The sequence below is a fragment of the Campylobacter aviculae genome, assembly GCF_005406215.1.
GTDB classification, from domain to species: Bacteria; Campylobacterota; Campylobacteria; order Campylobacterales; family Campylobacteraceae; genus Campylobacter_D; species Campylobacter_D aviculae.
On sequence record NZ_NXMA01000009.1, the window covers coordinates 63,025 to 87,166 of the forward strand.

The following is a 24,142-nucleotide window of genomic DNA, read 5'->3' on the forward strand; positions in this document are numbered from 1 at the left end:
AGTCCGTTTGATTTGATTTTGTTTGAGTAAAATTAAAAGTTTGAAGGAATAAATAATGAGAAGAAGAAAAGCTCCGGTAAGAGAGGTCTTACCTGATCCGATTTATGGTAATAAAGTGATCACAAAATTTATTAATTCTTTAATGTATGATGGAAAAAAGAGTGTTGCAACAACTATAATGTATGGTGCTTTAGAAGCTATTGATAAAAAAGGTGGCGAAAAAAAAGGAATTGATATTTTTAATGAAGCTATTGAAAATATCAAACCTCTTTTAGAAGTTAAATCTCGTCGTGTCGGGGGTGCTACCTATCAAGTTCCAGTGGAGGTAAGACCTGCTAGACAACAAGCTTTAGCAATTCGTTGGATCATTTCTTTTGCAAGAAAAAGAAGTGAAAGAACTATGATAGAAAAGCTTGCAGCAGAATTAATGGATGCTGCTAATAGCAAAGGCGCTTCATTTAAGAAAAAAGAAGATACTTATAAAATGGCTGAAGCAAATAAAGCATTTGCTCACTATCGTTGGTAAGAGGAGGAATAAGATGTCAAGAACTACTCCTTTAAAAAAAGTTAGAAATATAGGAATTGCAGCACATATCGATGCTGGAAAAACAACAACAAGTGAAAGAATTCTTTTCTTCACCGGAATGAGTCATAAAATCGGTGAAGTGCATGATGGTGCTGCGACTATGGACTGGATGGAGCAAGAAAAAGAAAGAGGTATTACAATCACCTCTGCTGCTACAACTTGCTTTTGGAAAGATCATCAAATTAATCTTATAGACACTCCAGGCCACGTGGATTTTACAATCGAAGTTGAAAGATCTATGCGTGTTTTAGATGGCGCTGTAGCTGTTTTTTGTTCAGTAGGCGGGGTTCAACCTCAATCAGAAACCGTTTGGAGACAAGCAAATAAATATGGCGTTCCAAGAATTGTTTTTGTTAATAAAATGGATAGAATCGGTGCTAATTTTTATAATGTAGAAGATCAAATTCGCAACCGTTTAAAAGCAAATCCAGTTCCTATTCAAATTCCAATTGGTGCCGAAGATAATTTTAAAGGCGTTATCGATCTTGTAACGATGAAAGCTTTGGTTTGGGAAGATGATACTAAGCCAACAGATTATGTTGAAAAAGAGATTCCAGCAGAATTAAAAGAAAAAGCTGAAGAATATCGCACTAAGATGATAGAGGCGGTTTCTGAAACTTCTGATGAGTTGATGGAAAAATATCTTGGCGGGGAAGAATTAACTCTTGAAGAGATTAAAACAGGGATTAAAGCCGGATGTTTAAGCCTTGCTATCGTTCCTATGCTTTGTGGAACAGCTTTTAAAAATAAAGGAGTTCAGCCTTTACTTGATGCGGTTGTAGCTTATTTGCCAGCTCCTGATGAGGTTGCAAATATCAGAGGTGAATATGAAGATGGCACAGAAGTTTCTGTAAAATCAACCGATGATGGTGAATTTGCTGGACTTGCTTTTAAAATTATGACTGATCCATTTGTAGGGCAACTTACTTTCGTTCGTGTTTATCGTGGAAGCTTAGAAAGTGGTTCTTATGCTTATAATTCTACAAAAGACAAAAAAGAAAGAATCGGTCGCTTGCTAAAGATGCATTCAAATAAAAGAGAAGAGATTAAAGTTCTTTATGCTGGAGAAATTGGTGCTGTTGTAGGACTTAAAGATACTTTAACAGGTGATACCTTAGCTAGTGAAAAAGATAAAGTTATTTTAGAAAGAATGGATTTTCCAGATCCTGTTATTTCTGTTGCGGTTGAGCCAAAAACCAAAGCAGATCAAGAAAAAATGTCTATAGCTTTAAATAAACTTGCACAAGAAGATCCAAGCTTTAGAGTTTCTACTGATGAAGAGAGCGGTCAAACTATTATTTCAGGTATGGGTGAACTTCACTTAGAAATTATTGTTGATCGTATGCTTCGTGAATTTAAAGTTGAAGCTGAAGTAGGTCAACCTCAAGTTGCTTATAGAGAGACAATTAGAAAAACAGTTGAACAAGAATACAAATACGCTAAACAATCAGGCGGACGTGGTCAATACGGACATGTATTTTTACGTCTTGAACCGCTTGATCCAGGAAGTGGATATGAATTTGTCAATGATATCAAAGGTGGGGTAATTCCTAAAGAATATATTCCAGCTGTAGATAAAGGTATCCAAGAAGCTTTACAAAATGGTGTTTTAGCGGGATATCCTGTAGAGGATGTAAAAGTGACTGTTTATGATGGAAGTTATCACGAAGTAGATTCATCTGAAATGGCATTTAAACTCGCTGCTTCTATGGGCTTTAAAGAAGGGGCTAGAAAAGCAGGTGCTGTGATTTTGGAACCTATGATGAAAGTTGAAGTTGAAACTCCAGAAGAATATATGGGAGATGTAATAGGCGATTTAAATAAGCGTCGCGGTCAAGTCAATTCTATGGATGAAAGAGGTGGAAATAAAATCATTACTGCATTTTGTCCTTTGGCTGAGATGTTTGGTTATTCCACAGATCTTAGAAGTCAAACTCAAGGTCGTGCGACTTATTCTATGGAATTTGATCACTATGATGAAGTTCCAAAAAATGTTTCTGAAGAAATTATCAAAAAAAGAAATGGTTAAAAATCAAAGCGGAAGTTTTCTTTCCGCTTTTTTGTCCTCGTAGCTCAGCTGGATAGAGCACAAAATTCCTAATTTTGAGGCCGTGAGTTCGAATCTCGCCGTGGACACCATTTGGATTATTCTTAAATAAATGTATGTATAACTTCTTTAATAATCTTTTACCAAAATAATAGATGAAATAAATTAAGCATAAGATTATATATTGATGTGAATTTAAATTCTTGGTAATGATATATGATTTTCAAATAGAATGCATTGCCAATAAAAAATAAAAAGTTTATTTTTGTAATTTAAAAATAAAATTAAAAATCTTCATTAATAACTTTAAATAAACAATATTAAAAAACAATCAAAATATCAGTCTAAAAAAGATTAATTCTCGTTAAATAATTTAGATGCTAGTTGTGCCGCTTTTGCCTGATCGGTATCTTTTTTAAAAGTTTGATATATTTTACTTATATAATCCTCTAAAGTCTGTTGAGAATCTATAGTTTTATCATTATGCTGAATTTTAACATATTCTCCATTATTTTGAAGTTCATAAGCTAAAGTATTGTCGCTAAGTTGCAAACGTAAAAATTGCGCCAATTTAGCTTTATTTTTTTCGTCAAAAATCGGAGTCATAAGCTCTAAGCGACGCTCTAAATTTCTTGGCATCCAATCTGCGCTTGATATAAAATAGTTTGGCTCACTATGTTTGAAATAAAACACTCTTGCGTGTTCTAGGTATTTTCCTATTATACTTCTTATACGTATATTTTTGCTGTATTCTTGGTTGGGTTTTAGACAGCAAATACCTCTTACAATAAGATCAATTTGAACTCCTTGCGAACTTGCTTTATAAAGAGCTTTAATAATATCACTATCTACAAGAGAATTCATTTTTGCAATAATGGCACCTTTATCACCTTTGCTTGCTTCTAGGTGTATCATTTCTAGAATTTTTTCCTTGATTTGATTAGGACTCATGGAAAGAGTGTTTAAATGACGATTTTTATTAAAACCAGATAAAATATGGAAAAAACTTGTTACATCTTGAGCAATTTCAGTTTGATTGGTAAAATAACTTATATCTGTGTATATTTTAGCACTACTTGCGTTGTAGTTACCTGTGCTTAAATGTATGTAAAATTTAAGCTTTTCTCCTTGTTTGCGAATGACTTGTGAAACTTTAGCATGAACTTTAAAGCCTCTAATTCCATAAATAACATGAGCTCCGGCATTTTCTAAAGCTTTTGCCCAATGCAAATTATTTTCTTCGTCAAAACGAGCTTTTAATTCCACCATCACTGTAACTTGCTTCCCTTCACTCGCTGCATCAATTAAAGCTTGGACAATGTTTGAATTTTTTTCCACTCTATAAAGAGTCATTCTTATAGAAATGACTTCAGGATCCTGACTGGCTTCTTTGATGAATTTATAAACAGGGTCAAAACTTTCGTAAGGCTGAATGATTAGAATATCTTCTTTATCAATAGCATCAAAAATGGACAAATTCTCATCAAATGGTGGTAAAGTTTTTGGAGTATAAAGAGGGCTTAAAAGATGAGTAAAAGCTTTATTTCCTACGATCTGCCAAAGTCTTGGAAGATTGAGTAAAATAGAATACTCATAAACATCTTTATGAAAAATTTTCATATGTGTGCTTAGGAATTCTACAATTTGCTCATCCGCATCTTTTTGAATTTGAAGTCTGACAAAAGCTCCCTTTCTTCTAAGTTTTAAACCTTGTTCTAGTATCATCATAAAATCATCCGCTTCTTCTTCTTCGATAACAATATCCGCATTTCTTGTTACTCTAAATGCGGCTGAAGCAAGAAGTTTATAACCAGGAAAAATTTCTTCAATATGCTGATGGACTATACTTTCTATCGGAACATAAATATTAGAAACTACTTCATAAAAACGAGGTAGTACTCTTGAAATTCTTACCATACCGAATTTGATAAGTTCAGGGTGTGATTTATCACAAATTTTGACCGCTAAGGAAAAAGATAAATTATTTAAGTGTGGAAAAGGATGGGTTGCATCGACAGCTATGGGAACAATTACAGGAAATATATTTGAAAAAAAGTACTCATCGCACTTTTGTTTTAAATTTTCATCTAAATGTTCATATTGCTTGATGAATAAATTTTCTTTTTCAAGATCTTGGGTAATTTCTCTAAAATAACGTTCTAAGAGTTGTTTTTCTTCGTGTAAATATTTACGTATAGCTTTGAGTTGTTCCAAAGGAGTCATTTCATCACTACTGCTTGTATTAACGCCTGCAGAAAACAATTGCTTAAGCCCTGCTACGCGTATCATATAAAATTCATCTAAATTGGTACAATATATAGTGATAAATTTAAGTCGTTCTAGTAAAGGTATTGGTTTTGCACATTGATTTAATACACGTGAATTAAATTGTAACCAAGAAAGTTCCCTATTTAAAAACATATCAGGACTTGTTTGCATTAAAATTCCTTTTTTCTTTTAATTTTAACATTTATTTGAAAACCAACGATTTTTATCTGATTTTTAGCTTTTAAAAATATTTATAGATTTTAATATTATTAATTAAGAGTAAATATATCTTTAAATATATTTTAACAATAATTATGTTAGAATTAAGAATTTTATTTTCTAACAAAAGAAAATGAATGTTCAAGGAGAGCTAGTTTGAAGAAAATTTCGAATCTTTTTAATATTTTTCTTATTTTGCTTTTTGTATTTTTTGCAGTTGGTTTTTATACGTTTTATAATGCAAAAGGCGTATCTTATTTGAGTAGTGCAAGTGAGTCTTGCAACAATTGTCATATTATGAATGAAGTTTATAATGAATATATGCAAGGGCCACATTCACAAAAGATTAAAGGTGAACCAAGAGCAACTTGTGTGGATTGTCATTTGCCGCATAGCTTTTTAGCTAAATGGATTGCAAAAGCACAGAGTGGTTTAGGTCATGCTTATGCTTTTACCTTTAAACTCGATGAACTTCCAACGAATTTAAGTGCAACTAAAAAAAGTAAAGAGATGATACAAGAAAATTGCATCCGTTGTCACGCTGATTTTGCACAAACAGCGATTAATGCTACTACCAACCCCCACGCAGACAAGTCTTTAAAATGTGTTTCTTGTCATAAAGATGTGGGTCATAAACACGGAATTTAATAAGGAGATGATTTAATGAAAAATTTTTTACGTCTGGGTATTGGTGTTCTTGTTTTGCTTATAGCTGGGGTTTTATGGCTTAACAATGATATCAATCAAAAAAAGAAAGATGAAGCAAATAAAAATGTTATCGCATCAAATATAGATTTTTCTTTACTTAGCGATGAGGATCCAAATTATGAAAAATGGGGAAAGGTTTTTCCAGAGCAACTCAATATGTATTTACAAGTTGAAAAAGAAAAACCGCAACCAACTGAATTTGGTGGCAATTTAGCTTATTCAAAACTCATTCGTTTTCCGCAATTAACTATACTTTGGGCGGGTTATCCTTTTAGTATTGATGCCAATGAAGAAAGAGGTCATTTTTGGGTTCAAATCGATCAAATGAAAACCGCAAGAAATAATAAAGATTTTCTTAATGCTCACGGATTTAAAGCTTTTAAAGGGCAACCTACAGCTTGTATGAATTGTCATAGTGGTTGGACTCCGTGGCTGATTAAAAATGTTGCTAAAGGAGATTTTGTAGCGTTTAATTCTACTAATTATTGGACGATGATAAAAAATATTCCTACTGTTGATGGTATAGCAGAAAATTCACCAGAACACGCTGGAGCACATGGTGGAAAGAGAATGGGGGTTACTTGTGCGGATTGTCATAATCCAAATGATATGAGTTTAAGACTCACTCGAGAGGCTGCTATCAATGCTTTAGTAGCGAGGGGTTATGAAAAGGATCCTGTTCAAGGCATAAAAGCAAGTAGAGAAGAAATGAGAACTTTGGTTTGCTCTCAATGTCATGTGGAGTATTATTTCAAACCAACTGGAGAAAAAGTTAAAGTGATGGGAGAGAGTATTGCCGATGATACTTCTAAAAAATGGTGGGATGGCACTCAAAAAACTTACGATGAGTATGAATTTTGGAGAGATGGTAATAAGGCAAAAGAAATAGAAACTAATGGTATTGTTTTAACTTTTCCTTGGGATGAATGGAAAAAAGGGCAGCCATTTAGAATTGAAATGTTTGATGAGTATTATGATAAAGTTCGTGCAATATTTGGTGCAGATTTTACACATAAGCTTACAGGTGCTCCAATCATCAAAATTCAACACCCAGAAAGTGAATTTTATAGTGGTGGCGTACATGCAGCAAATGGTGTAAGTTGTGCGGATTGCCATATGCCTTATATTAGAGAAGGTGCTAAGAAAATTTCTCAACACAATATAACCTCTCCTTTAAGGGATATCAATTCAGCTTGTAAAGCTTGTCATAAACAAAGTGAAGATGAGTTAAGAGCGCAAGTTAAAGATATACAAAATACAGTAGCTTCAGAACAAAGAACGGCTGAATATGCTTTGGTAAGCTTTATAATGGATACTAAAAAATTACGCGATAAATTGGGCACTATGGAGCAATTTCAAACCGATAGTAAGGCAGATGAAGCTAAGATAAATGCGGAACTAAAAGACGTATTAGAACTTCATAGAAAATCCCAAATGAGAGTTGATTTTGTCAATGCTGAAAATTCAACCGGTTTTCATAATCCGCGTGAAGCTTCGAGAATTATTTTTCAAGCTATAGATATGGCAAGAATGGGACAGGCTAAGCTTTTAGAAATTGCAAATGCAAATGGAATTAAAGACTTTAAAATTTCAAATTTAGGTTTTGAAGATATTCAAAAATTAAACCCAGGTGAGCTTTACTACAAGGTTGATGTTAATGGACACAAAGCGGGAGATCGTTACTATGGCGATGAAAAAGAAGTAAATGGAAATCCTCCAAAAGAACTTTTAGAAGAGGATAAAAATCTTTCTCCTTATAATTATAGATTTATAGATAAGAAATAATTTATAAAACCCTTAAAACAGGGTTTTATAATGTTATATTTTTCTTCACATTTAATTCACATTATTTTCTTATGATAAGCAAGAATGTTAAAATTAAGGAAAAAAATGCCTAACAAAAATAAATTATTCAGACAAATTCATATTTATGTGAGCTTATTTTTCTTACCCTGTGCTTTAATATTTGCTACAACAGGAATCGCTTATATTTTTGGTTTTAATCAAGATACCGGATTAAAAGTGCAAAATTATAAATTAGTAAGGCATATAGAAGAAGGAAAAGAAAGAGAGGCTTTAATTGAATATCTTATAGAAAATAATTTAAAACTTCCATCAAACACAAATATTATAAAGAGTAAAAATAAAGGCATAGCCATAGGAGGAATCCATTATAGTGCCAATATTGCACCTATTAATGAAAATGAATATCTCATCACTCTTAAAACCAGATCTTTATTGGGTGATATGATTATGCTTCATAAGGATAAAGGCTTATGGTATTTTTCTATTCTTAGTGTCGGTTTTGGAATTACTTTGTTTTTGCTTTATATTTCTGGGATTGCAATTACTTTATTTGCTAACAAAAAAGACAGAAAAAAACAATTTTTAATACTTGGAATGGGATTTTTCGTTACGATAATTCTAGCTTATTTTAGCCTTTAATTTATCTAAAATTTTAAGCTAGGTATTATTTAAATTACTATATAATCATACTTTCATTTTAAGGACAGATGGGTGAGTGGCTGAAACCACACCCCTGCTAAGGGTGCAGATCTTAACGGGTCTCGAGGGTTCAAATCCCTCTCTGTCCGCCACTTCTATAGAGAATTTCCAAACAAATTTGTTTTTGCGAATTAGTAAGAAATTAGAAATCCGGTAGAAAGTCTTTGTAGTTTTCTGTTATAGTCAATCAAACTTTCCCCATACCCACTTTGAGAGAGTAGGCGAGGTTAAACCCTTCAGGAATCATTTGCATAATACACACCTTTTTAATTTATTTAACACCTTTTAAAAAAACTTACTCCTTAAGGTGTCGGAAAAGGAGTAAGCAGAGCAAAAAGCTCAAATATAAATTATTTTTATTTATATTTGAAATTTTAAGTATTTAGTAGTAAAATTAAAATAATTGAAAAATAGACTAATTATTAAATTTAAAATATTTCGATTATTATAAAAATTAAAAATAAATGCTTAAACAATTTAAATATATAAATTAATATAAAAAATTTTAAATATTAAAATTAATATAAAATATTAAAATTTATATTTTATTTATTAAATAGTTTATTTCAAAAAATAAAAAGAAAGGGGCAAAAAATGAATAAAAAAGAAATAGCAAAAAGAATAAATGTAACAATAACAACATTATATAACTGGCAAAAAACAAAACCAGAGTTAATTAAACTTATAGAATATGGTTTAAAACTATGAAAATAGAGAAGAAGCAAGACAAGATGAAATAATAAAGTATTTTAATGAAATAAAGGAAATCAAAAAAGAAAGTGATATAAAAGAAAATAAAGTTTTAGAATTATTTGAGAAATTAGATGAAAAAGAAAAAAAGTATTACATTGCTGATATGGAAGCAAGAATTCTAAAAAAAGAAATAAATTAAAAAATCAATCCCAAAGATTGCTTTTGTATATACCTAAAATCACAATTTCATTTTTACTTTCATTAATAAGATAAGGGATAACATAACCTTTAAAAATCAAATCTCTTATATTTTCATTATCAAAAGACAAAGATTTTCTATTTTTATAAGGCATAAAAGAAAGATTTTTACAAATTGAATTAATGTCATTAAGAAATTCTTTAGCATAAAAAGGACTATCTAATTTTATAAAATTAACAATATGCCTAAGCTCATTTTTAAATCTAAGAGTTGGAACAATTTTCATTTATTCTAAATCTTTTCTAATATCATCAAAAGTTTCATCAAAATCTAAAGTTTTTAATTTACCTTGATTGTAGAGTTCTACATCTTTTTTATAACTATCAATTCTTATTTTATGTTCTAAACAACTTAAAGCAAGTTCTAAAACTTCTTTTTCACTTAAATTGTTATCTTTGCAATAATTAGTTAAAAAATGTTGAGTTTCTTTTGAAAATTCTAAATTCATTTTTCACTCCTTTTTAAAAATTCATTATAACATAAAAACATTTTTTATTTATAAAAAAAAGTTCAAATCCCTCTCTGTCCGCCACTTCTATAGAGAATTTCCAAACAAATTTGTTTTTGTGAATTAGTAAGAAATTAGAAATCCGGTAGAAAGTCTTTGTAGTTTTCTGTTATAGTCAATCAAACTTTCCCCATACCCATTGAAATATTGCAAGTACCAATAAATTCCATTGTTAAAAATATCATACCCTATATCAGCTTGTATTGCACCTTTGTTATGGCTTAAATTAAGATTATTTCTTAACATAATATTTATAAAATAATCATCCCCTAAGTATGCTAAATTTAAGTCAAAATTACCCATATAGTGTCTAATATCGGGATTATCATCATCTTTTCTTTCTTCAGGAATTCTATACCAAACTCGTGGAACGATTAAAAATCGTTTATATAAAATAGCCGTAGAAGCATAAATTCTATTCCACGATCTAGATTCTAAATTTTCATCTCCTTTTCCATTGCTTTCATGTAAAAATCCTAAACGAAGATTGTTGAAAAATCGATAATCTTTAAAATAAAGAGGAAAATCAACAAAAAATTCGGGCTGATAATTTGTTTCCCTGAAAGGAGAGGAGTGTTTGTAATTTTGCCACCAAGAAGTTTGAGTATAACCTATATAGTATTTTTCATTAAGCCCAAATAGATTTTCAAATAGTCTTTTTTTAATACTAAGTTGAAATTTCATTTCCATTTTGCGGTTATTATTACCAATTGAGTCAAAGCTATACGCAAAGGGTAAAAAATAATTCATCTTATAAGCACTAATACCTAAAGGATTAAAATCTGTATCTTCTCCAAGATAATTTGCCAAAGCAAGTCGAGAAAAATCTTCTTTTTTGTTTTTTAAAATATCTGGATTTTCTTTGATTTTTATTTCTTGATTGAAGTCAGTATCGATTTTTGATTTTTTATTGATTTGAATTGAAGAGGATTGGGATTTTTTTTGGTATTCTAAGGCTATTTTTTTATAAATTTGCATAGCTTTTTTATAATCGCCTTTTTTTTCAAATTCCAAAGCCTCTTCTAAATTTTCAGCTAATGCTATATTGCAAACTAATAAAAATAAAATAATTTTTTTCATTTCAACTCACTTTTAAATTTTTCATATTCTTTATAAAAATTTAAATTTAAAAAGGTATTTTCATTTTCAAATTCTACAAATTTAGTCTTAACTTGAGAAAATAAAAGCCCTATTTTTTGCTCATTTTTTTCTAAAAATTCTTTACAAATGCTAGCCAAAGAACTATGATAAAAACCACACAAAGGATGTTTATAAGATGAGGTTTTGGCTATGATGATTTTATAATCTTCTTCTAAAAAAGCAAACATTTTTAAAATTTCATCCTCGTTTATATTTGGGCTATCTACGCTTAAAATAAAAACAAATTGATTTTTAAAATAGGAAAGTATGGAATAAAGAGCAATCATAGGGGAGTAAAATTGAAATTTTGGATCATCTTTGATGATTAAAAATTGCTTGTCAAATTTATCTTCTTTGACACTTACATAAATATTTTTAAACCATTGCGACATTTTTTTGACTTGAAATTCAATTAAGGTTTGATTTTTGATTTTTAATTTGCTTTTATCCTGTCCCATACGACTTGATTTTCCACCGCACAAAATCACACAACTCATTTCACCAAGTCTCAAATTATTTCCTTTTTTGATATAACTCTACCATAAATTGGCTAAAATATCTTATAATTTTTATTATGAAATATACAGAACTTTTACAATTAAAAGATTTTTTTAAAAAATTTAAAAAAATCGATTTTATAAAACGTATCAATGATAATGTTTTAGAGCTTAGTTTTGACAGACAAAGATTTATTTTTGATTTGAGTCGAGCCAATAGTGCAATTTACATTGCAAATTTAAAAGTAAAAAATTATAATGCGCCTTTTGATTTTATGCTTAAAAAATATTTTAGCAATGCTTTTATTAAGGATGTTAAAATTTTAGAAAACAATCGCATTTTATGCTTTCATACCTTTAGTAACAAATCTTATAAGAGTTATGAAAATAAAATTTACTTTGAATTTACAGGTAAGAATACCAATGCTATCATAACTGATGAAAAAGAAATGATTATTGATGCTTTAAGACATATTGATAAAAGCTATCGCATTATAAAGCCAAATGTGATTTTAGAACCTCTAAAGCCTTATAAAATGGATGATAATTATGAAAAAATTATTGATTTTAAAACTTATTTTAGTAAGAAATTTGAATCCATCAATGAAAATAAAATCAATCAAATCAAAGCCTCAAAGATAGCTCAAATAGATAAAAAAATTACCAATTTAAATGAAATAATATCGGGTTTAGATCAGGAAGATTTTTTATTTAAAAAAGCTTTAGAATATAGACAAAAAGCAGATGTATTGTTTGCTAATTTGAGTTGTTTAAAAGAGTACGAAAGAGACTTTAAGCTTAAGGATTTTGAAGATAAAACAATGCATTTTAAACTTGAAACAAGCCCTAAAGAGAGTGCTAATTTATTTTATAAAAATGCCAAAAAATTAGAGCAAAGAGCTAGAAATTTAAACATACAAAGAGCTAACCTGCAGGAAAAATTAGATTTTTCTTTAAATTTAAAAAATTTGCTTATGCAAACAAAAGATGAATGGGAGCTTGAAATTTTATTGCCTAGAAAAAGTAGTAAGAAAAATTATGAAAATAAAGAAAATGATCATATTGCACATTTTTATTTTCATGATTTTAAAATTTGTGTGGGTAAAAATGAAAAAGGTAATGAAATTTTATTAAAAAATGCAAAAAAAGAGGATATGTGGTTACATGTTAAGGATATTCCAAGTTCGCATACTATCATAGTTTCAAACAAGAGAAAAATTACCGAAGATGTGATACAATTTGGAGCAAGACTTTGTGTGAGTTTTTCAAAATTAAAGAAAGGTTCGTATTGGGTCGATTATACTTTAAGAAATTTTGTTAAAGTTCAACAAAAAGCTTTTGTTAATTATACAAATTTCAAAAGTATCTACATTACAAAGGATTGATCATGCCAGTTAGCCCTATAGGAAATATGAATTTTATCAATCAAAATATGGCCTATCCAGCAGCCCAAGCAAGTAACGAACTTGCCAAAGAAGGTTTTTCAGCAACTTTAAACATGGCTTCTTTAAACGAAAAAGAAAAGGTTTTAGATAAACTTGAAAAAGTAAATGAAACTCATGATGTTAAAGAAGAGATTAAAGAAAAAGCAGAACAAGAAGAAAAAAAGAAAAAACACAAGCAAGAAGCAAAACAGACAACAGAAGAAGACATTGAAGAGGATTTAGAAGAAGATCCAAATTTTAAAGACGCACAAAGTATTCATCGTATTGATATAAGTATATAAAAGGAAAAATTATGTTTAATTTAACTAGAATCGTTTGGGGTTTGTTGATGGCAGCAGGTGTAGTCATCATAGCTTTGATCGATCAATTTTTTATCAATTTTATTATTTTTGCAGCTTTATTATTTTTAGCTTTTGGTGAGGCAAAAAAACTTTTTGATTTGCAAAATGTAAGCATGATACCTTTGATTTTAGCTTTTATCTTGGGCACTATGATTTCAAAACCTTTATTTTTAGGAATTTTAACCGCTCTTTTGATACTTGGATATCAAGTATATAAAAAATCAAGCTTAAAACCTACTCTCATTTACTTGTATCCTAGTTTGCCTATTTTAGCACTTTGGCAAGTGTATTTAGATCATGGAATGTTTGCTTTATTTTGGTTGATCTTGATAGTTGCAAGTTGTGATAGTGCCGCGTATTTTATAGGAAAATTAATGGGAAAAACCCCTTTTTCGCCTACAAGTCCTAATAAAACTTTGGAAGGTGTGATAGGTGGGCTTGTTTTTGCTAGTATATTTGGGACTTTGATCGGAGTTTTTGTCTATGGTTTTTGGCTTGCTTTGCTTTGTTCTTTCTTTTCGGCCTTTATGGCGGTTATAGGGGATTTATTAGAGAGCTATTTTAAAAGAGAAGCGGGAGTGAAAGATAGCGGAGATCTTATTCCAGGTCATGGTGGCATACTTGATAGAATCGATGCCGTGATTATCGCTGCTTTTGTAATGGTTGCTTTTTTATGATTATTTTTGGAAGTACGGGAAGTATAGGGATTAATGCACTTAAACTTGCAGCGTTAAAAAATATCAAAATTTCAGCCCTTGCTTGTGGAGAAAATATCAAGCTTTTAAATGAACAAATACAAATTTTTAAACCTAAATTTGTTGCGATAAAAAATGCCAAAGATAAGCATTTGGTAAAGCACGATAAGGTTTTTGTAGGACAAATGGGTTTGGAAGAAATTTTGCAAACTTGTGAAGATGATTTTTTACTCAATGCCATCGTAGGATTTGCGGGATTAAAAAGCACGATAAAAGCGAAAGAATTAGGGAAAAAAATTGCATTAGCCAACAAAGAAAGTTTAGTGGTAGCGGGAAATTTTTTAAAAGGAGCTAAAATCATCCCTGTAGATAGCGAACATTCGGCTTTAAAATTTTTACTCGAAGGTAAAAAAAATATTAAAAAACTTTATATAACAGCTAGTGGCGGAGCTTTTCGTAGAAGTAAAATCAAGGATCTAAAAAGCGTTACGCCTAAGGATGCATTAAAACATCCTAATTGGACTATGGGAACTAAGATCACCATAGATAGTGCGACTATGGTAAATAAACTTTTTGAGATTATAGAAGCTTATCATTTATATGATTTTAAAAATATTGATGCCTTAATAGAACCAAAATCAATTGTCCATGCAATGTGCGAATTTAAAAATGGTGCTACTACTGCGTATTTTTCAAAAGCCGATATGAAACTTGCCATTTCAGAAGCTATTTTTTCTTCACACCAAACAAAAATTTTAGAAGCAATCAATTTTGTTAAACTTTCTAGTTTAAAATTTTATCCAATAAGCACGAGAAAATATCCCGTTTTTAAACTCAAAGAAGCCTTTTTAAAAGAGCCAAATTTAGGAGTAGTTATCAACGCGGCCAATGAAGTAGGGGTACGCAATTTTTTAGATTATAAAAGCGGATTTTTAGATATTTCACATACTATTTTTAGAGCACTTGATCATTTTGGAGTTCCTAAAATTTCAAGTATTGAGGAAGTTTTTGAGTATGATTACAAAACAAGAGAATATTTAAAAGGTGTTTGATGAGATTTTTTTTAGTTGTATTGTTTTTAAGTTTTAATGCTTTTGCTCTTGAATTTAGCATTGGAGAAAATGGAAAAAGTTTAGATGACAACAACACGGTCTTAATTTTTGGTGGAATTCAAGGCGATGAACCGGGAGGATTTCACGCAGCAAGCTTGCTTTTGAGTGATTATAATATTACAAAAGGTAAAATCATCGTTGCTCCTAATCTCGCTTTTGATAGTATTATCAAGCGTTCTCGTGGAAACAATGGAGATTTAAACCGAAAATTTGCAAATATCAGCTCAAAAGATCCTGATTATAAGACAATCCAGCGTATAAAAGAACTTATTTTACTTCCTGAAGTGAGTATGGTCATCAATCTTCACGATGGTTGGGGTTTTTACAAGCCTACTTATATTGATGCTATGCAAAACCCTAAAAGATGGGGCAATTCTAGCGTGATTGATACAAGTGAAATCAATGCAAGCAAATATCCCGATCTTGAAAATATAGCCACACAAACGGTCAATAGCGTCAATGCATCCTTGGTAGATCCAAAACATGCTTATCATCTTAAAAATACCAAAACACAAGAATTAGACGATACTGAAATGCTTAAAGCCCTTACTTATTTTGTTATTTCACACAATAAAGCTGCGTTTGCCAATGAAGCGAGCAAGAATTTACCTGTAAATTTAAGAGCTTATTATCATCTTTTAGCGATTGAAAATTATTTAAAAACCGCAGGTATAGAATTTACAAGAGATTTTGAACTCACACCACAAGGAGTTAATGAGGCAATTAATCGCGAAATCGAAGTTAAACTTTTTGATGATAGAATGTTGCTTTCCTTGAAAAATCCAAGAAAGGTTATTAATTACGTACCTTTTCCGGTTAATAAGGAACTAAATTACAATACAAGCAATGAGCTTACCGCTGTGATTGCTGATGGATCTTCTTTTTTTATACAATATGGCAATCGTTTTCAAACAAGACTTTATCCTGAATATTTAGAATTTAGCGATCCTTTTGATGAGGTAGCTATGGAAGTAGATCAAAAAGATCTTATAGTCAATTTTGGAACTAAAGTTAAAGTGAAAGAGAATTTTTTGATACCGAGGATCAGAGGAGTGCGTGTAAATATTATAGGCTTTGATCATGGCAAAGATGAAAGTAATATTCTCATACATAAAAAAGATATGAAAACTTCATATTCTTTAGATACAGCAGGTAAAATTTATCGTGTAGAATTTTATGAGTTACGAGGAGCAAATCTGCAACAGCTTTTAGAAAAATCAGTCGATGCTAAACTGATAAAGAAAGTTAAAAATTTAGATTTTTATACTGTAAGAACGGCAAAAACTAAAGATAAATTCATCGGTTCTATTTTAGTGGAATTTGAATGAAAAATTTGATTTTAGCTATAGAGAGCTCTTGTGATGATAGTTCTATTGCTATCATCAATAAAGATAATTTAGAATGTGTGTTTTATAAAAAAATTTCTCAAGAGCTTGAACATAGTGTTTATGGTGGGGTTGTGCCAGAGCTTGCGGCGCGTCTTCATAGTGCAGCATTGCCTAATATCTTAGCACAATGTAAAGATTATTTTAGCAAACTTTGTGCTATAGCCGTTACCAATGAACCAGGACTTAGTGTTTCTTTACTTGGGGGTATTACCATGGCTAAGACTTTAGCGGTAGGTTTAAAATTGCCCCTCATTGCTATCAATCATCTTAAAGGACACATCTATAGTCTTTTTTTAGAAGAAGAAGTCAATCTTGACATAGGAATTTTGCTTGTAAGTGGTGGGCATACTATGGCACTTTACATCGACGACAAAAGAGAGATACAGATTTTAGTTAGCACAAACGATGATAGTTTTGGAGAAAGTTTTGATAAGGTAGCTAAAATGATGGGTTTGGGTTACCCAGGTGGTGTGATTATAGAAAATTTAGCCAAAAAAGCTAAAGATAAAAATATAAAATTCAGCATTCCTTTAAAGCATTCTAAAGAATTAGCCTATAGTTTTTCAGGACTTAAAAATGCGGTGCGTTTAGAAATTTTAAAGTATGAAAATTTGGATGAAAATATAAAAGCAGAAATCGCTTATGGCTTTGAAGAAGCTGCTTGTGAACATATCTTAGATAAATTAGAAAAAATTTTTAAACAATATTCTTTTAAGCAATTTGGTATTGTTGGGGGTGCGAGTGCGAATTTAACCTTGCGTTCGCGTTTGCAAAATTTATGCGAAAAATACCATACTAAATTAAAATTAGCTCCTTTAAAATACTGCTCTGATAATGCTTTGATGATAGCAAGAGCTGCAGTAGATGCCTATAAAAGATCCGAATTTGTAAACATAGACGAAGAAATTCTTAGTCCAAAAAATAAAAACTTCTTAAGGATATAATTTAATGAAAAGAGCTTTTACTATTTTAGAGCTTGTCTTTGTTATCATTATTTTGGGAATTTTAGCAGCCATTGCTTTGCCAAAATTAGAATCAAGTAAAGATGAAGCAGAGCTTAGTAAATCTTTAAGCAATCTAAAAACTTTGATCAATGATATCAGTATTTATGCTTTAAAAAAAAGATACTTTAAGCACGATTAATTCTATGAGTAATGTCAGCGGAGTTGAAAACGTTGATTTGAAAGATTTTAGTGGAATTAAAGAAGTGAATTTCAAAGTGGGCGATGATGAGAGGTGTTTAAAGCTTATATTTATCAATAAATCAGACTTTATTTTAATGGGAATTTCAAGCAATGAAGTAAGCAAAAGAGCTATAGAAAGTATAGCCAATGGCTCTAGTAATGATTTAGAAAATGTAGATTTTACAAGCACTTCTAAAAATAAAGCTTGTATAGCCTTAAGCAAAAGTGAAATTTTTAAAAATCTAGCTTCAAAAACTTATACTTTAATAGGGGTGAATGATGTTAATGAGTAAAACCTATGAAATCGATTCTTGTGATGATGTAGAGCTTAGTATAAAAAGAGAATCAAAGCTTGAATTTAAACTTTGTTTTGATGATGAAAGAAAACCTCAAGCTTTGGTATTTATTATTCCAGGATTTGGCGGGGATGCAAATGAAAACTATCGCGATCATTTGGCAGAAACTATAGCAAGTGATTTAAATGTTGCTGTGGTTGGTGTGAATTATCATTGTGTAGGAAATCGTCCTCAAACAGGCTCTACTTTTTATTTGGATGAAATCGATAAACTTATTTTAGATGCTACCACTCAAGCAGCAGGCATTAAACTACCTTATAGTGTGGATAAAATTCAAAATTATGATCAAATGAGTGAAATTTTTCATTTTATCAATCAAACTTTGATAGAAGGAAAAAAAGAGGGTAGATTTAGAATGGATTATTTTTTAAATTTACACGCGAGTTTAAAGCCTACAAAAAATGAGTATCAAAATTTTGGTATTATGCAAGCTCAAGATCTTATAAATGTAGTACTTTATCTAAAAAACAACGCTCCTTTTGATACCATGGGGGGGGGTATTCCTGTGATTATGATCGGTAGTTCTCATGGGGGATATCTGTCTCATTTGGCTGCAAAAATTGCCCCTTGGCTTATAGATGGAGTGATTGATAATTCTAGTTATGCTAAATTTCTTTGGAGATTGGTTGGATTTGGTAAAGAGATTGATTTTATGCGGTATTCTGAATTTAATACTTTTGATTTTTTTCAACACATAAAAGTTTTTTGTTCTACAAAAACTTTTTGGACAAGCAATAGTTCTTCACCTTATTTTTTCTCTCCGGCAAGACGCATGATCCGTAATATCTTAGAACCAAGTCATCTTGAAGTATGTGCTAAATTTCCTAGCACTCATTATGTAAGTTATCATTCTTTTTATGATAAAAAGATAGCTCCTCCAGAAGATAAAAGAGAACTTTATGATTTTTTAAAAAATAATGAATTTGATGCAAAACTTTACATGATCAAAGATGAAAATCAAATCGATGGAAAATTCATCAAAAGTTTAGAACATGGTATGGGAATGTCTATAAAAACTTTGATTAAAAAAGAACTTCCTATTATGCTTGAAAAGATTAAAAAATATCCTAAAAAAGAATGCAAAGATAAAAGCATAAGTTATCCTTGTGAAGAATTGCTTTATACATTCACTCAAAAAGAAGATAAGATATTTTTAGAAATTAAAAATTAAGGCACAAAATGATGTATTTAGAAAAAAATATCCAAGCTTTAGCAAGTGGAACCAATGAACCCTTAGCTAAAAAGCTAGTTGATTTTTTGCAAAATTCAAAATGCGTTCGTTTTAGTTTGGATGAAAATTTAAATATTTTTGATCAAAAAAATCAAGTTTTTATGTATGGCGATGTAAGGCAAGAAATTGCCTATTTTCAAAAGAGTATTTTAGAAAAAACTTTAAGATATCCTTTTGTATGCATTTATGGTATAGGCAATGCTTTGCTTGTTAAAAATTTAGTCCCATTTTACAAGCATATTTTTGTTTTTGAAAGTGAAATCGAACTTTTTATCTTAGCTTTAAGTGTGCTTGATCTTAGTGAAGAATTAAGTAGCGGTCAAATCTATCTTGTAGATGCCAATGAAGAGAAAATCAATATACAACTTAGTATATTATTTAATCAAAAAGACATATTTGGGTATTTGAATCTTTATGAAATATTTATGAATTCTTATTATAAAAATTATTATTATGATGAAATCAAAAAAATAGATGTTATTATCTATAACAATATCAATCTTTTGACTAAAAGTTTAAATCCTGATTCTAAAGTATCTTTAATTTGTTATGAAAATTTTGCAAAGAATATACCATTAATGCTAAAAAATATCCCTTTTCAAAGGATAATCAGTGAAAGAAAAGCTAAATCGGAAAATTGCATAGTGGTTTGTGCTGGTCCAAGTTTAGAAAAGCAAATCCCGCTTTTGAAAAAATATCAAGAAAATTTTGTCATCTTTTGTGCAGATGGAGCTTTTCCTTTACTCTATAAAAACGATATCGTTCCTGATTATGTTTTAAATATAGATTTTGAAGAATATCCTATTGAATTTTTTAAAGATATAGATAAGGAAAAATTAAAAACAACCCTATTTCTTTTAGCCATAGGGACAAATCCAAAAGTAGTTCTTAGTATTGCAAATAAAGGCGTTAGTTTTTCTTTGATTTTAACAGATCATCCATTTTGTAAAATTCTAAATATTGAAGATTTTGGCTATTTAGAAGTTGGAACTCACGTTGGGCACATGTGTTACACTTTAGCTTTAACCCTAGAATTTAAAAACATTATCATGATAGGGCAGGATTTAGCTTACAATCAAGATGGAAATTCTCATTTTAAAGATTTTGTTTTAGGAAAAGATATAGATAAAACTTTAAACATTCCTAGCTTAAAAGTTGTAGCTTATGGTGGAAAAGGTGAAGTACTTACTCATTTAGCTTGGGATAATTATAGGAAAAAATTAGAACATCTTTTTTCGTGCAATCGTAAAGTAAATTTTTACAATGCCACAGAGGGGGGGGGCGAGGATAGCTTTTACAAAAGAGCTTAGTTTTGAAGAATGTTGCACCCATTTTACACAACAAAAGAAAACATTTTTAGAGGCCCCAAAGACTTTAACTTTAAATCGAAGTGATAAAATTCTAAAAAAAGTTTTAGAAAAATTCACTCAGGATCAAAAAACGATTTGTCAAGTTATAGAAGATGCTAAGGTTTTGTGCAATGCCTTAGAAACGATTTTAAAGCGAGAAAATCTCCCTTTAGATTTTTTAACTAATGTCTATAAAAATATAGAAAATTTCAATCTTTTACTTGATCAAATCCCACTGATTCACGATGGGGTTTTAAAAGGAGTTCTCTTTTATAGAGGGGTGCAACTTAGCGAAGTGATTGTAAAGAAATATCAAAATGAACAAGAATTTTTGCTTTTATTTTTTAAAGTTTATCAAGAATGGCTGAATTTATTTATTGAAAAAATTTCAAAGCGAGAGTCTATTTTGCATACTTTTTCTTAATTATCTTCCGATATTAAAATACAAAATTTCAAAAAATACAATCAAAACTATAAAGATTTTTTTTAAGCAAACGATATAGTGTTTAACAAGTTCATGGATGAGCTTGAATTTTATTTAAAAGGATTTAAAATGGGATTTCGTATTAACACAAACGTTGCGGCACTTAACGCTAAAGCAAACTCTGATCTAAACTCTAAAAGCTTAGATGCGTCTTTAAACAGACTTAGTTCTGGTCTTAGAATCAACTCAGCAGCAGATGATGCTTCAGGGATGGCTATCGCGGATTCACTTCGCTCTCAAGCTAACACTTTAGGCCAAGCTATATCTAATGGTAATGATGCTTTAGGTATCTTACAAACTGCAGATAAAGCGATGGATGAGCAGCTTAAAATTTTAGATACGATCAAAACTAAAGCGACTCAAGCAGCTCAAGATGGTCAAAGCTTAAAAACAAGAACAATGCTTCAAGCAGATATCAACCGCTTGATGGAAGAACTTGACAATATCGCTAATACTACTTCATTTAATGGAAAACAACTTTTGAGTGGTAATTTTACCAATCAAGAATTTCAAATCGGTTCAAGCTCAAACCAAACTGTAAAAGCAAGTATAGGAGCGACTCAATCTTCAAAAATCGGTGTAACAAGATTTGAAACAGGTTCTCAAAGTCACAGTGATGGTGTTGTAGGACTTGTGATCAAAAATTACAATGGGATTGAAGACTTTAAATTTCAAAGCGTAGTGATTTCAACTTCTGTTGGAACAGGACTCGGGGCTTTAGCTGAAGAGATCAATAAAAGTTCTGATCAAACTGGAGTTCGCGCAACTTTTGATGTAAGAACTACAGGGGTTCATGCTGTAAAAGCTGGAACAACCTCTGAAGATTTTGCTATCAATGGTGTTACTATCGGTAAGGTTGCTTATAAAGATGGAGATGATAATAGCCAGTTAGTTTCTGCTATCAATGCGGTAAAAGATACTACAGGCGTAGAGGCTTCTAAAGATTCTAGTGGTAAATTGGTTCTTACTTCAAGAGATGGTAGAGGGATTAAAATTACAGGGGAGATCGGTGCCGGTGCTGGTATTGTAAATAAAGAAAACTATGGAAGATTGTCTTTGGTTAAAAATGATGGTCGTGATATCGCTATCAGTGGGACAGGCTTATCTGCAATCGGTATGGGTGAAGCTGATATGATTTCTCAATCTTCAGTATCTTTAAGAGAGTCTAAAGGACAAATCGATGCAAACGTGGCTGATGCTATGGGCTTTAATTCTTACCAAGGTGGTGGAAAACAAATTATTGTGGGTCAAACTTTAGCATCTTATATGGAAAAAAATGGCTTTTCTGCAGGTTCAGGCTTCTCTGTAGGTAGTGGTAAAAATATGTCGGTAGAATTAGCCAATGGAGCTCTATTTGTAAGTGCAATGTCTGCTAATGATGTGAAATCGATTTATACTGTTTCTGCTGGTTCAGGTTTTTCTGCTGGTTCAGGAAATTCTCAATTTGCTACCTTAAAAACTTCAGCAGGTAATGCAGTTGGAACTACAAAAGAAAGTTCAGGTGTAACCACACTTAAAGGTGCTATGGCGGTAATGGATATCGCTGAAACTGCGATCGCAAATCTTGACCAAATCAGAGCAGACATCGGTTCAGTTCAAAATCAAATCACATCAACTATTAACAACATCACTGTAACTCAAGTGAATGTGAAATCAGCTGAATCACAAATCAGAGATGTGGATTTTGCAAGTGAGAGTGCAAACTACTCTAAAGCGAACATCCTAGCTCAAAGTGGATCTTATGCGATGGCTCAAGCAAATGCTAGCGGTCAAAATGTATTAAGATTGTTACAATAGTTTATACAAATCCAAATCTAAGCCTAATTTTAGGCTTGGATTTCTCCTTTTTTCTTTCTAAATTTAAAAATATTTATATTTCATTTTAAAAATCAAAAAGTTGGAACACTTATTGCTTATATCCTTTTGATGCAATATTTTGAAAGGATTTAAAATGGGTTTTAGAATAAACACCAATATAGGTGCGTTGAACGCACATGCAAATTCAGTTGTTAATGCTAACGAACTTGACAAGTCTTTAAGCAGACTTAGTTCTGGTCTTAGAATTAACTCGGCGGCAGATGATGCTTCAGGGATGGCTATCGCGGATTCTTTGCGTTCACAAGCAGCGACTTTAGGTCAAGCGATCAACAATGGTAACGATGCAATCGGTATCTTACAAACTGCAGATAAAGCGATGGATGAGCAGCTTAAAATTTTAGATACCATCAAAACTAAAGCGACTCAAGCAGCTCAAGATGGTCAAAGCTTAAAAACAAGAACAATGCTTCAAGCAGATATCAACCGCTTGATGGAAGAGCTTGACAATATCGCTAATACTACAGCTTTTAATGGAAAACAACTTTTAAGTGGTAATTTTACCAATCAAGAATTTCAAATCGGTTCAAGCTCAAATCAAACTATTAAAGCAAGCATAGGACCAACTCAATCTTCAAAAATCGGTGTAACAAGATTTGAAACAGGTTCTCAAAGTCACAGTGATGGTATTGCACGTCTTGTGATTAAAAATTATAATGGGGTTGAAGACTTTAAATTTCAAAGCGTAGTGATTTCAACTTCTGTTGGAACAGGACTCGGGGCTTTAGCTGAAGAGATCAATAGAAGCTCTGATAAAACTGGAGTTCGTGCAACTTTTGATGTAAAAACTACAGGGGCTTATGAGATTAAAGCTGGTAATACATCTGAAAATTTTGCTATCAATGGTGTTACTATCGGTAAGGTTTCTTATAAAGATGGGGATGAAAATGGGCAATTGATCGCTGCTATCAATGCGGTAAAAGATACTACAGGTATAGAAGCTTCTAGAAATGAAAATGGTAAATTGGTTTTGACTTCAAGAGATGGTAGAGGGATTAAAATCACTGGAGATATCGGTGCTGGTGCTGGTATTTTAGCAAATCAAAAAGAAAACTACGGAAGATTGTCTTTGGTTAAAAATGATGGTCGTGATATTAATATCAGTGGGACAGGCTTATCTGCAATCGGTATGGGTGAAGCTGATATGATTTCTCAATCTTCAGTATCTTTAAGAGAGTCTAAAGGACAAATCGATGCAAACGTGGCTGATGCTATGGGCTTTAATTCTTACCAAGGTGGTGGAAAACAAATT

At 31.1% G+C, this 24,142-nt stretch carries 20 protein-coding genes, 2 tRNA genes and 3 pseudogenes; 19 read left to right on the plus strand and 6 right to left on the minus strand.

The window, feature by feature from the left end:
* Window positions 1-55 precede the first annotated feature (55 nt).
* The 3 genes from rpsG (at window position 56) to CQA76_RS05980 (ending at window position 2,725) form a co-directional block, all read left to right on the plus strand.
* A complete protein-coding gene (gene rpsG / locus CQA76_RS05970) occupies window positions 56-526 on the plus strand; it encodes a 30S ribosomal protein S7 (protein WP_137622515.1) in 471 nt (156 codons plus the stop codon).
* Window positions 527-539: 13 nt separating this feature from the next.
* Window positions 540-2,615, plus strand: a complete 2,076-nt coding sequence (fusA, locus tag CQA76_RS05975; protein ID WP_137622516.1) for an elongation factor G — start codon at window positions 540-542, stop codon at window positions 2,613-2,615.
* 33 nt (window positions 2,616-2,648) lie between these two features.
* Window positions 2,649-2,725: transfer RNA gene (locus tag CQA76_RS05980), tRNA-Arg, on the plus strand.
* A 262-nt stretch (window positions 2,726-2,987) separates the two neighbouring features.
* Here the strand turns inward: CQA76_RS05980 and CQA76_RS05985 are convergent.
* A complete protein-coding gene (locus tag CQA76_RS05985; protein ID WP_137622517.1) occupies window positions 2,988-5,072 on the minus strand; it encodes an RNA degradosome polyphosphate kinase in 2,085 nt (694 codons plus the stop codon).
* Between the two features lie 204 nt (window positions 5,073-5,276).
* On the opposite strand from CQA76_RS05985, the gene nrfH reads away from it, so the two are divergent.
* The 4 genes from nrfH (at window position 5,277) to CQA76_RS06005 (ending at window position 8,425) form a co-directional block, all read left to right on the plus strand.
* A complete protein-coding gene (gene nrfH, locus CQA76_RS05990) occupies window positions 5,277-5,768 on the plus strand; it encodes a cytochrome c nitrite reductase small subunit (RefSeq protein ID WP_137622518.1) in 492 nt (163 codons plus the stop codon).
* A 15-nt stretch (window positions 5,769-5,783) separates the two neighbouring features.
* The gene (locus CQA76_RS05995; protein ID WP_137622519.1) at window positions 5,784-7,613 is read left to right on the plus strand and encodes an ammonia-forming cytochrome c nitrite reductase subunit c552; all 1,830 of its coding nucleotides are present in this window, start codon (window positions 5,784-5,786) and stop codon (window positions 7,611-7,613) included.
* Window positions 7,614-7,718: 105 nt separating this feature from the next.
* Window positions 7,719-8,273, plus strand: a complete 555-nt coding sequence (locus CQA76_RS06000; RefSeq protein WP_137622520.1) for a hypothetical protein — start codon at window positions 7,719-7,721, stop codon at window positions 8,271-8,273.
* 62 nt (window positions 8,274-8,335) lie between these two features.
* A tRNA-Ser gene (locus CQA76_RS06005) sits at window positions 8,336-8,425 on the plus strand.
* A 39-nt stretch (window positions 8,426-8,464) separates the two neighbouring features.
* On the opposite strand, the pseudogene CQA76_RS09425 reads toward CQA76_RS06005, so the two are convergent.
* Window positions 8,465-8,542 (minus strand): annotated as a pseudogene (locus CQA76_RS09425) (phospholipase A); the annotation flags it as partial.
* Between the two features lie 385 nt (window positions 8,543-8,927).
* On the opposite strand from CQA76_RS09425, the gene CQA76_RS09230 reads away from it, so the two are divergent.
* Window positions 8,928-9,041 carry a hypothetical protein gene (locus CQA76_RS09230; protein WP_137622521.1) on the plus strand — a complete coding sequence of 38 codons (114 nt, stop codon included), beginning with the start codon at window positions 8,928-8,930 and terminating at the stop codon, window positions 9,039-9,041.
* 188 nt (window positions 9,042-9,229) lie between these two features.
* On the opposite strand, the gene CQA76_RS06025 is transcribed toward CQA76_RS09230, so the two are convergent.
* The 4 genes from CQA76_RS06025 to CQA76_RS06040 form a co-directional block, all read right to left on the minus strand.
* Window positions 9,230-9,511 (minus strand): type II toxin-antitoxin system RelE/ParE family toxin, encoded by a 282-nt coding sequence (locus CQA76_RS06025; RefSeq protein WP_137622522.1) that lies wholly within the window; start codon window positions 9,509-9,511, stop codon window positions 9,230-9,232.
* Complete coding sequence (locus tag CQA76_RS06030; RefSeq protein WP_137622523.1) at window positions 9,512-9,733, minus strand: Ntn hydrolase family protein; 222 nt, start codon at window positions 9,731-9,733, stop codon at window positions 9,512-9,514.
* Between the two features lie 123 nt (window positions 9,734-9,856).
* Window positions 9,857-10,873: a phospholipase A gene (locus CQA76_RS06035; protein WP_137622524.1), complete on the minus strand. Its 1,017-nt coding sequence runs from the start codon at window positions 10,871-10,873 to the stop codon at window positions 9,857-9,859.
* Complete coding sequence (locus CQA76_RS06040; RefSeq protein WP_408608977.1) at window positions 10,870-11,430, minus strand: molybdenum cofactor guanylyltransferase; 561 nt, start codon at window positions 11,428-11,430, stop codon at window positions 10,870-10,872. The genes CQA76_RS06035 and CQA76_RS06040 overlap by 4 nt, the downstream gene beginning before the upstream one ends.
* Before the next feature lie 77 nt (window positions 11,431-11,507).
* Here CQA76_RS06040 and CQA76_RS06045 point away from each other — a divergent pair, with 77 nt between their 5' ends.
* The 11 genes and pseudogenes from CQA76_RS06045 to CQA76_RS06095 form a co-directional block, all read left to right on the plus strand.
* On the plus strand, window positions 11,508-12,815 hold the full coding sequence (locus CQA76_RS06045; protein WP_137622526.1) for an NFACT RNA binding domain-containing protein: 1,308 nt from the start codon (window positions 11,508-11,510) through the stop codon (window positions 12,813-12,815).
* A gap of 2 nt (window positions 12,816-12,817) precedes the next feature.
* Window positions 12,818-13,156, plus strand: coding sequence for a hypothetical protein (locus tag CQA76_RS06050; RefSeq protein ID WP_137622527.1), 339 nt, complete (start codon window positions 12,818-12,820; stop codon window positions 13,154-13,156).
* 11 nt (window positions 13,157-13,167) lie between these two features.
* Window positions 13,168-13,893: a phosphatidate cytidylyltransferase gene (locus CQA76_RS06055; protein WP_137622528.1), complete on the plus strand. Its 726-nt coding sequence runs from the start codon at window positions 13,168-13,170 to the stop codon at window positions 13,891-13,893.
* Window positions 13,890-14,963, plus strand: coding sequence for a 1-deoxy-D-xylulose-5-phosphate reductoisomerase (dxr, locus tag CQA76_RS06060; RefSeq protein ID WP_137622529.1), 1,074 nt, complete (start codon window positions 13,890-13,892; stop codon window positions 14,961-14,963). Before CQA76_RS06055 ends, dxr begins: the two co-directional genes overlap by 4 nt.
* Window positions 14,963-16,351 carry a peptidoglycan D,L-carboxypeptidase Pgp1 gene (gene pgp1, locus CQA76_RS06065; RefSeq protein ID WP_137622530.1) on the plus strand — a complete coding sequence of 463 codons (1,389 nt, stop codon included), beginning with the start codon at window positions 14,963-14,965 and terminating at the stop codon, window positions 16,349-16,351. Before dxr ends, pgp1 begins: the two co-directional genes overlap by 1 nt.
* Window positions 16,348-17,355 carry a tRNA (adenosine(37)-N6)-threonylcarbamoyltransferase complex transferase subunit TsaD gene (gene tsaD / locus CQA76_RS06070; protein WP_137622531.1) on the plus strand — a complete coding sequence of 336 codons (1,008 nt, stop codon included), beginning with the start codon at window positions 16,348-16,350 and terminating at the stop codon, window positions 17,353-17,355. The genes pgp1 and tsaD overlap by 4 nt, the downstream gene beginning before the upstream one ends.
* Before the next feature lie 4 nt (window positions 17,356-17,359).
* Window positions 17,360-17,888: pseudogene (locus CQA76_RS06075) on the plus strand (prepilin-type N-terminal cleavage/methylation domain-containing protein).
* Window positions 17,875-19,122, plus strand: coding sequence for a DUF2920 family protein (locus CQA76_RS06080; RefSeq protein WP_137622535.1), 1,248 nt, complete (start codon window positions 17,875-17,877; stop codon window positions 19,120-19,122). Before CQA76_RS06075 ends, CQA76_RS06080 begins: the two are co-directional and overlap by 14 nt.
* Before the next feature lie 8 nt (window positions 19,123-19,130).
* Window positions 19,131-20,955: pseudogene (locus tag CQA76_RS06085) on the plus strand (motility associated factor glycosyltransferase family protein).
* Window positions 20,956-21,084: 129 nt separating this feature from the next.
* Window positions 21,085-22,812 (plus strand): flagellin A, encoded by a 1,728-nt coding sequence (locus tag CQA76_RS06090; RefSeq protein ID WP_137622532.1) that lies wholly within the window; start codon window positions 21,085-21,087, stop codon window positions 22,810-22,812.
* A gap of 154 nt (window positions 22,813-22,966) precedes the next feature.
* The coding region (locus tag CQA76_RS06095) for a flagellin (protein WP_137622533.1) at window positions 22,967-24,142 on the plus strand (1,176 nt) is incomplete at its 3' end.

What these genes read in the sequence shown, in the direction of transcription:
- rpsG (WP_137622515.1), top strand. Translation starts at nt 56, where the DNA reads ATGAGAAGAAGAAAAGCTCCGGTAAGAGAGGTCTTACCTGATCCGATT.
- fusA (WP_137622516.1), top strand. Translation starts at nt 540, where the DNA reads ATGTCAAGAACTACTCCTTTAAAAAAAGTTAGAAATATAGGAATTGCA.
- CQA76_RS05985 (WP_137622517.1), bottom strand. Translation starts at nt 5,072, where the DNA reads ATGCAAACAAGTCCTGATATGTTTTTAAATAGGGAACTTTCTTGGTTA.
- CQA76_RS05995 (WP_137622519.1), top strand. Translation starts at nt 5,784, where the DNA reads ATGAAAAATTTTTTACGTCTGGGTATTGGTGTTCTTGTTTTGCTTATA.
- CQA76_RS06000 (WP_137622520.1), top strand. Translation starts at nt 7,719, where the DNA reads ATGCCTAACAAAAATAAATTATTCAGACAAATTCATATTTATGTGAGC.
- CQA76_RS09230 (WP_137622521.1), top strand. Translation starts at nt 8,928, where the DNA reads ATGAATAAAAAAGAAATAGCAAAAAGAATAAATGTAACAATAACAACA.
- CQA76_RS06025 (WP_137622522.1), bottom strand. Translation starts at nt 9,511, where the DNA reads ATGAAAATTGTTCCAACTCTTAGATTTAAAAATGAGCTTAGGCATATT.
- CQA76_RS06030 (WP_137622523.1), bottom strand. Translation starts at nt 9,733, where the DNA reads ATGAATTTAGAATTTTCAAAAGAAACTCAACATTTTTTAACTAATTAT.
- CQA76_RS06035 (WP_137622524.1), bottom strand. Translation starts at nt 10,873, where the DNA reads ATGAAAAAAATTATTTTATTTTTATTAGTTTGCAATATAGCATTAGCT.
- CQA76_RS06040 (WP_408608977.1), bottom strand. Translation starts at nt 11,430, where the DNA reads ATGAGTTGTGTGATTTTGTGCGGTGGAAAATCAAGTCGTATGGGACAG.
- CQA76_RS06045 (WP_137622526.1), top strand. Translation starts at nt 11,508, where the DNA reads ATGAAATATACAGAACTTTTACAATTAAAAGATTTTTTTAAAAAATTT.
- CQA76_RS06050 (WP_137622527.1), top strand. Translation starts at nt 12,818, where the DNA reads ATGCCAGTTAGCCCTATAGGAAATATGAATTTTATCAATCAAAATATG.
- CQA76_RS06055 (WP_137622528.1), top strand. Translation starts at nt 13,168, where the DNA reads ATGTTTAATTTAACTAGAATCGTTTGGGGTTTGTTGATGGCAGCAGGT.
- dxr (WP_137622529.1), top strand. Translation starts at nt 13,890, where the DNA reads ATGATTATTTTTGGAAGTACGGGAAGTATAGGGATTAATGCACTTAAA.
- pgp1 (WP_137622530.1), top strand. Translation starts at nt 14,963, where the DNA reads ATGAGATTTTTTTTAGTTGTATTGTTTTTAAGTTTTAATGCTTTTGCT.
- tsaD (WP_137622531.1), top strand. Translation starts at nt 16,348, where the DNA reads ATGAAAAATTTGATTTTAGCTATAGAGAGCTCTTGTGATGATAGTTCT.
- CQA76_RS06080 (WP_137622535.1), top strand. Translation starts at nt 17,875, where the DNA reads ATGTTAATGAGTAAAACCTATGAAATCGATTCTTGTGATGATGTAGAG.
- CQA76_RS06090 (WP_137622532.1), top strand. Translation starts at nt 21,085, where the DNA reads ATGGGATTTCGTATTAACACAAACGTTGCGGCACTTAACGCTAAAGCA.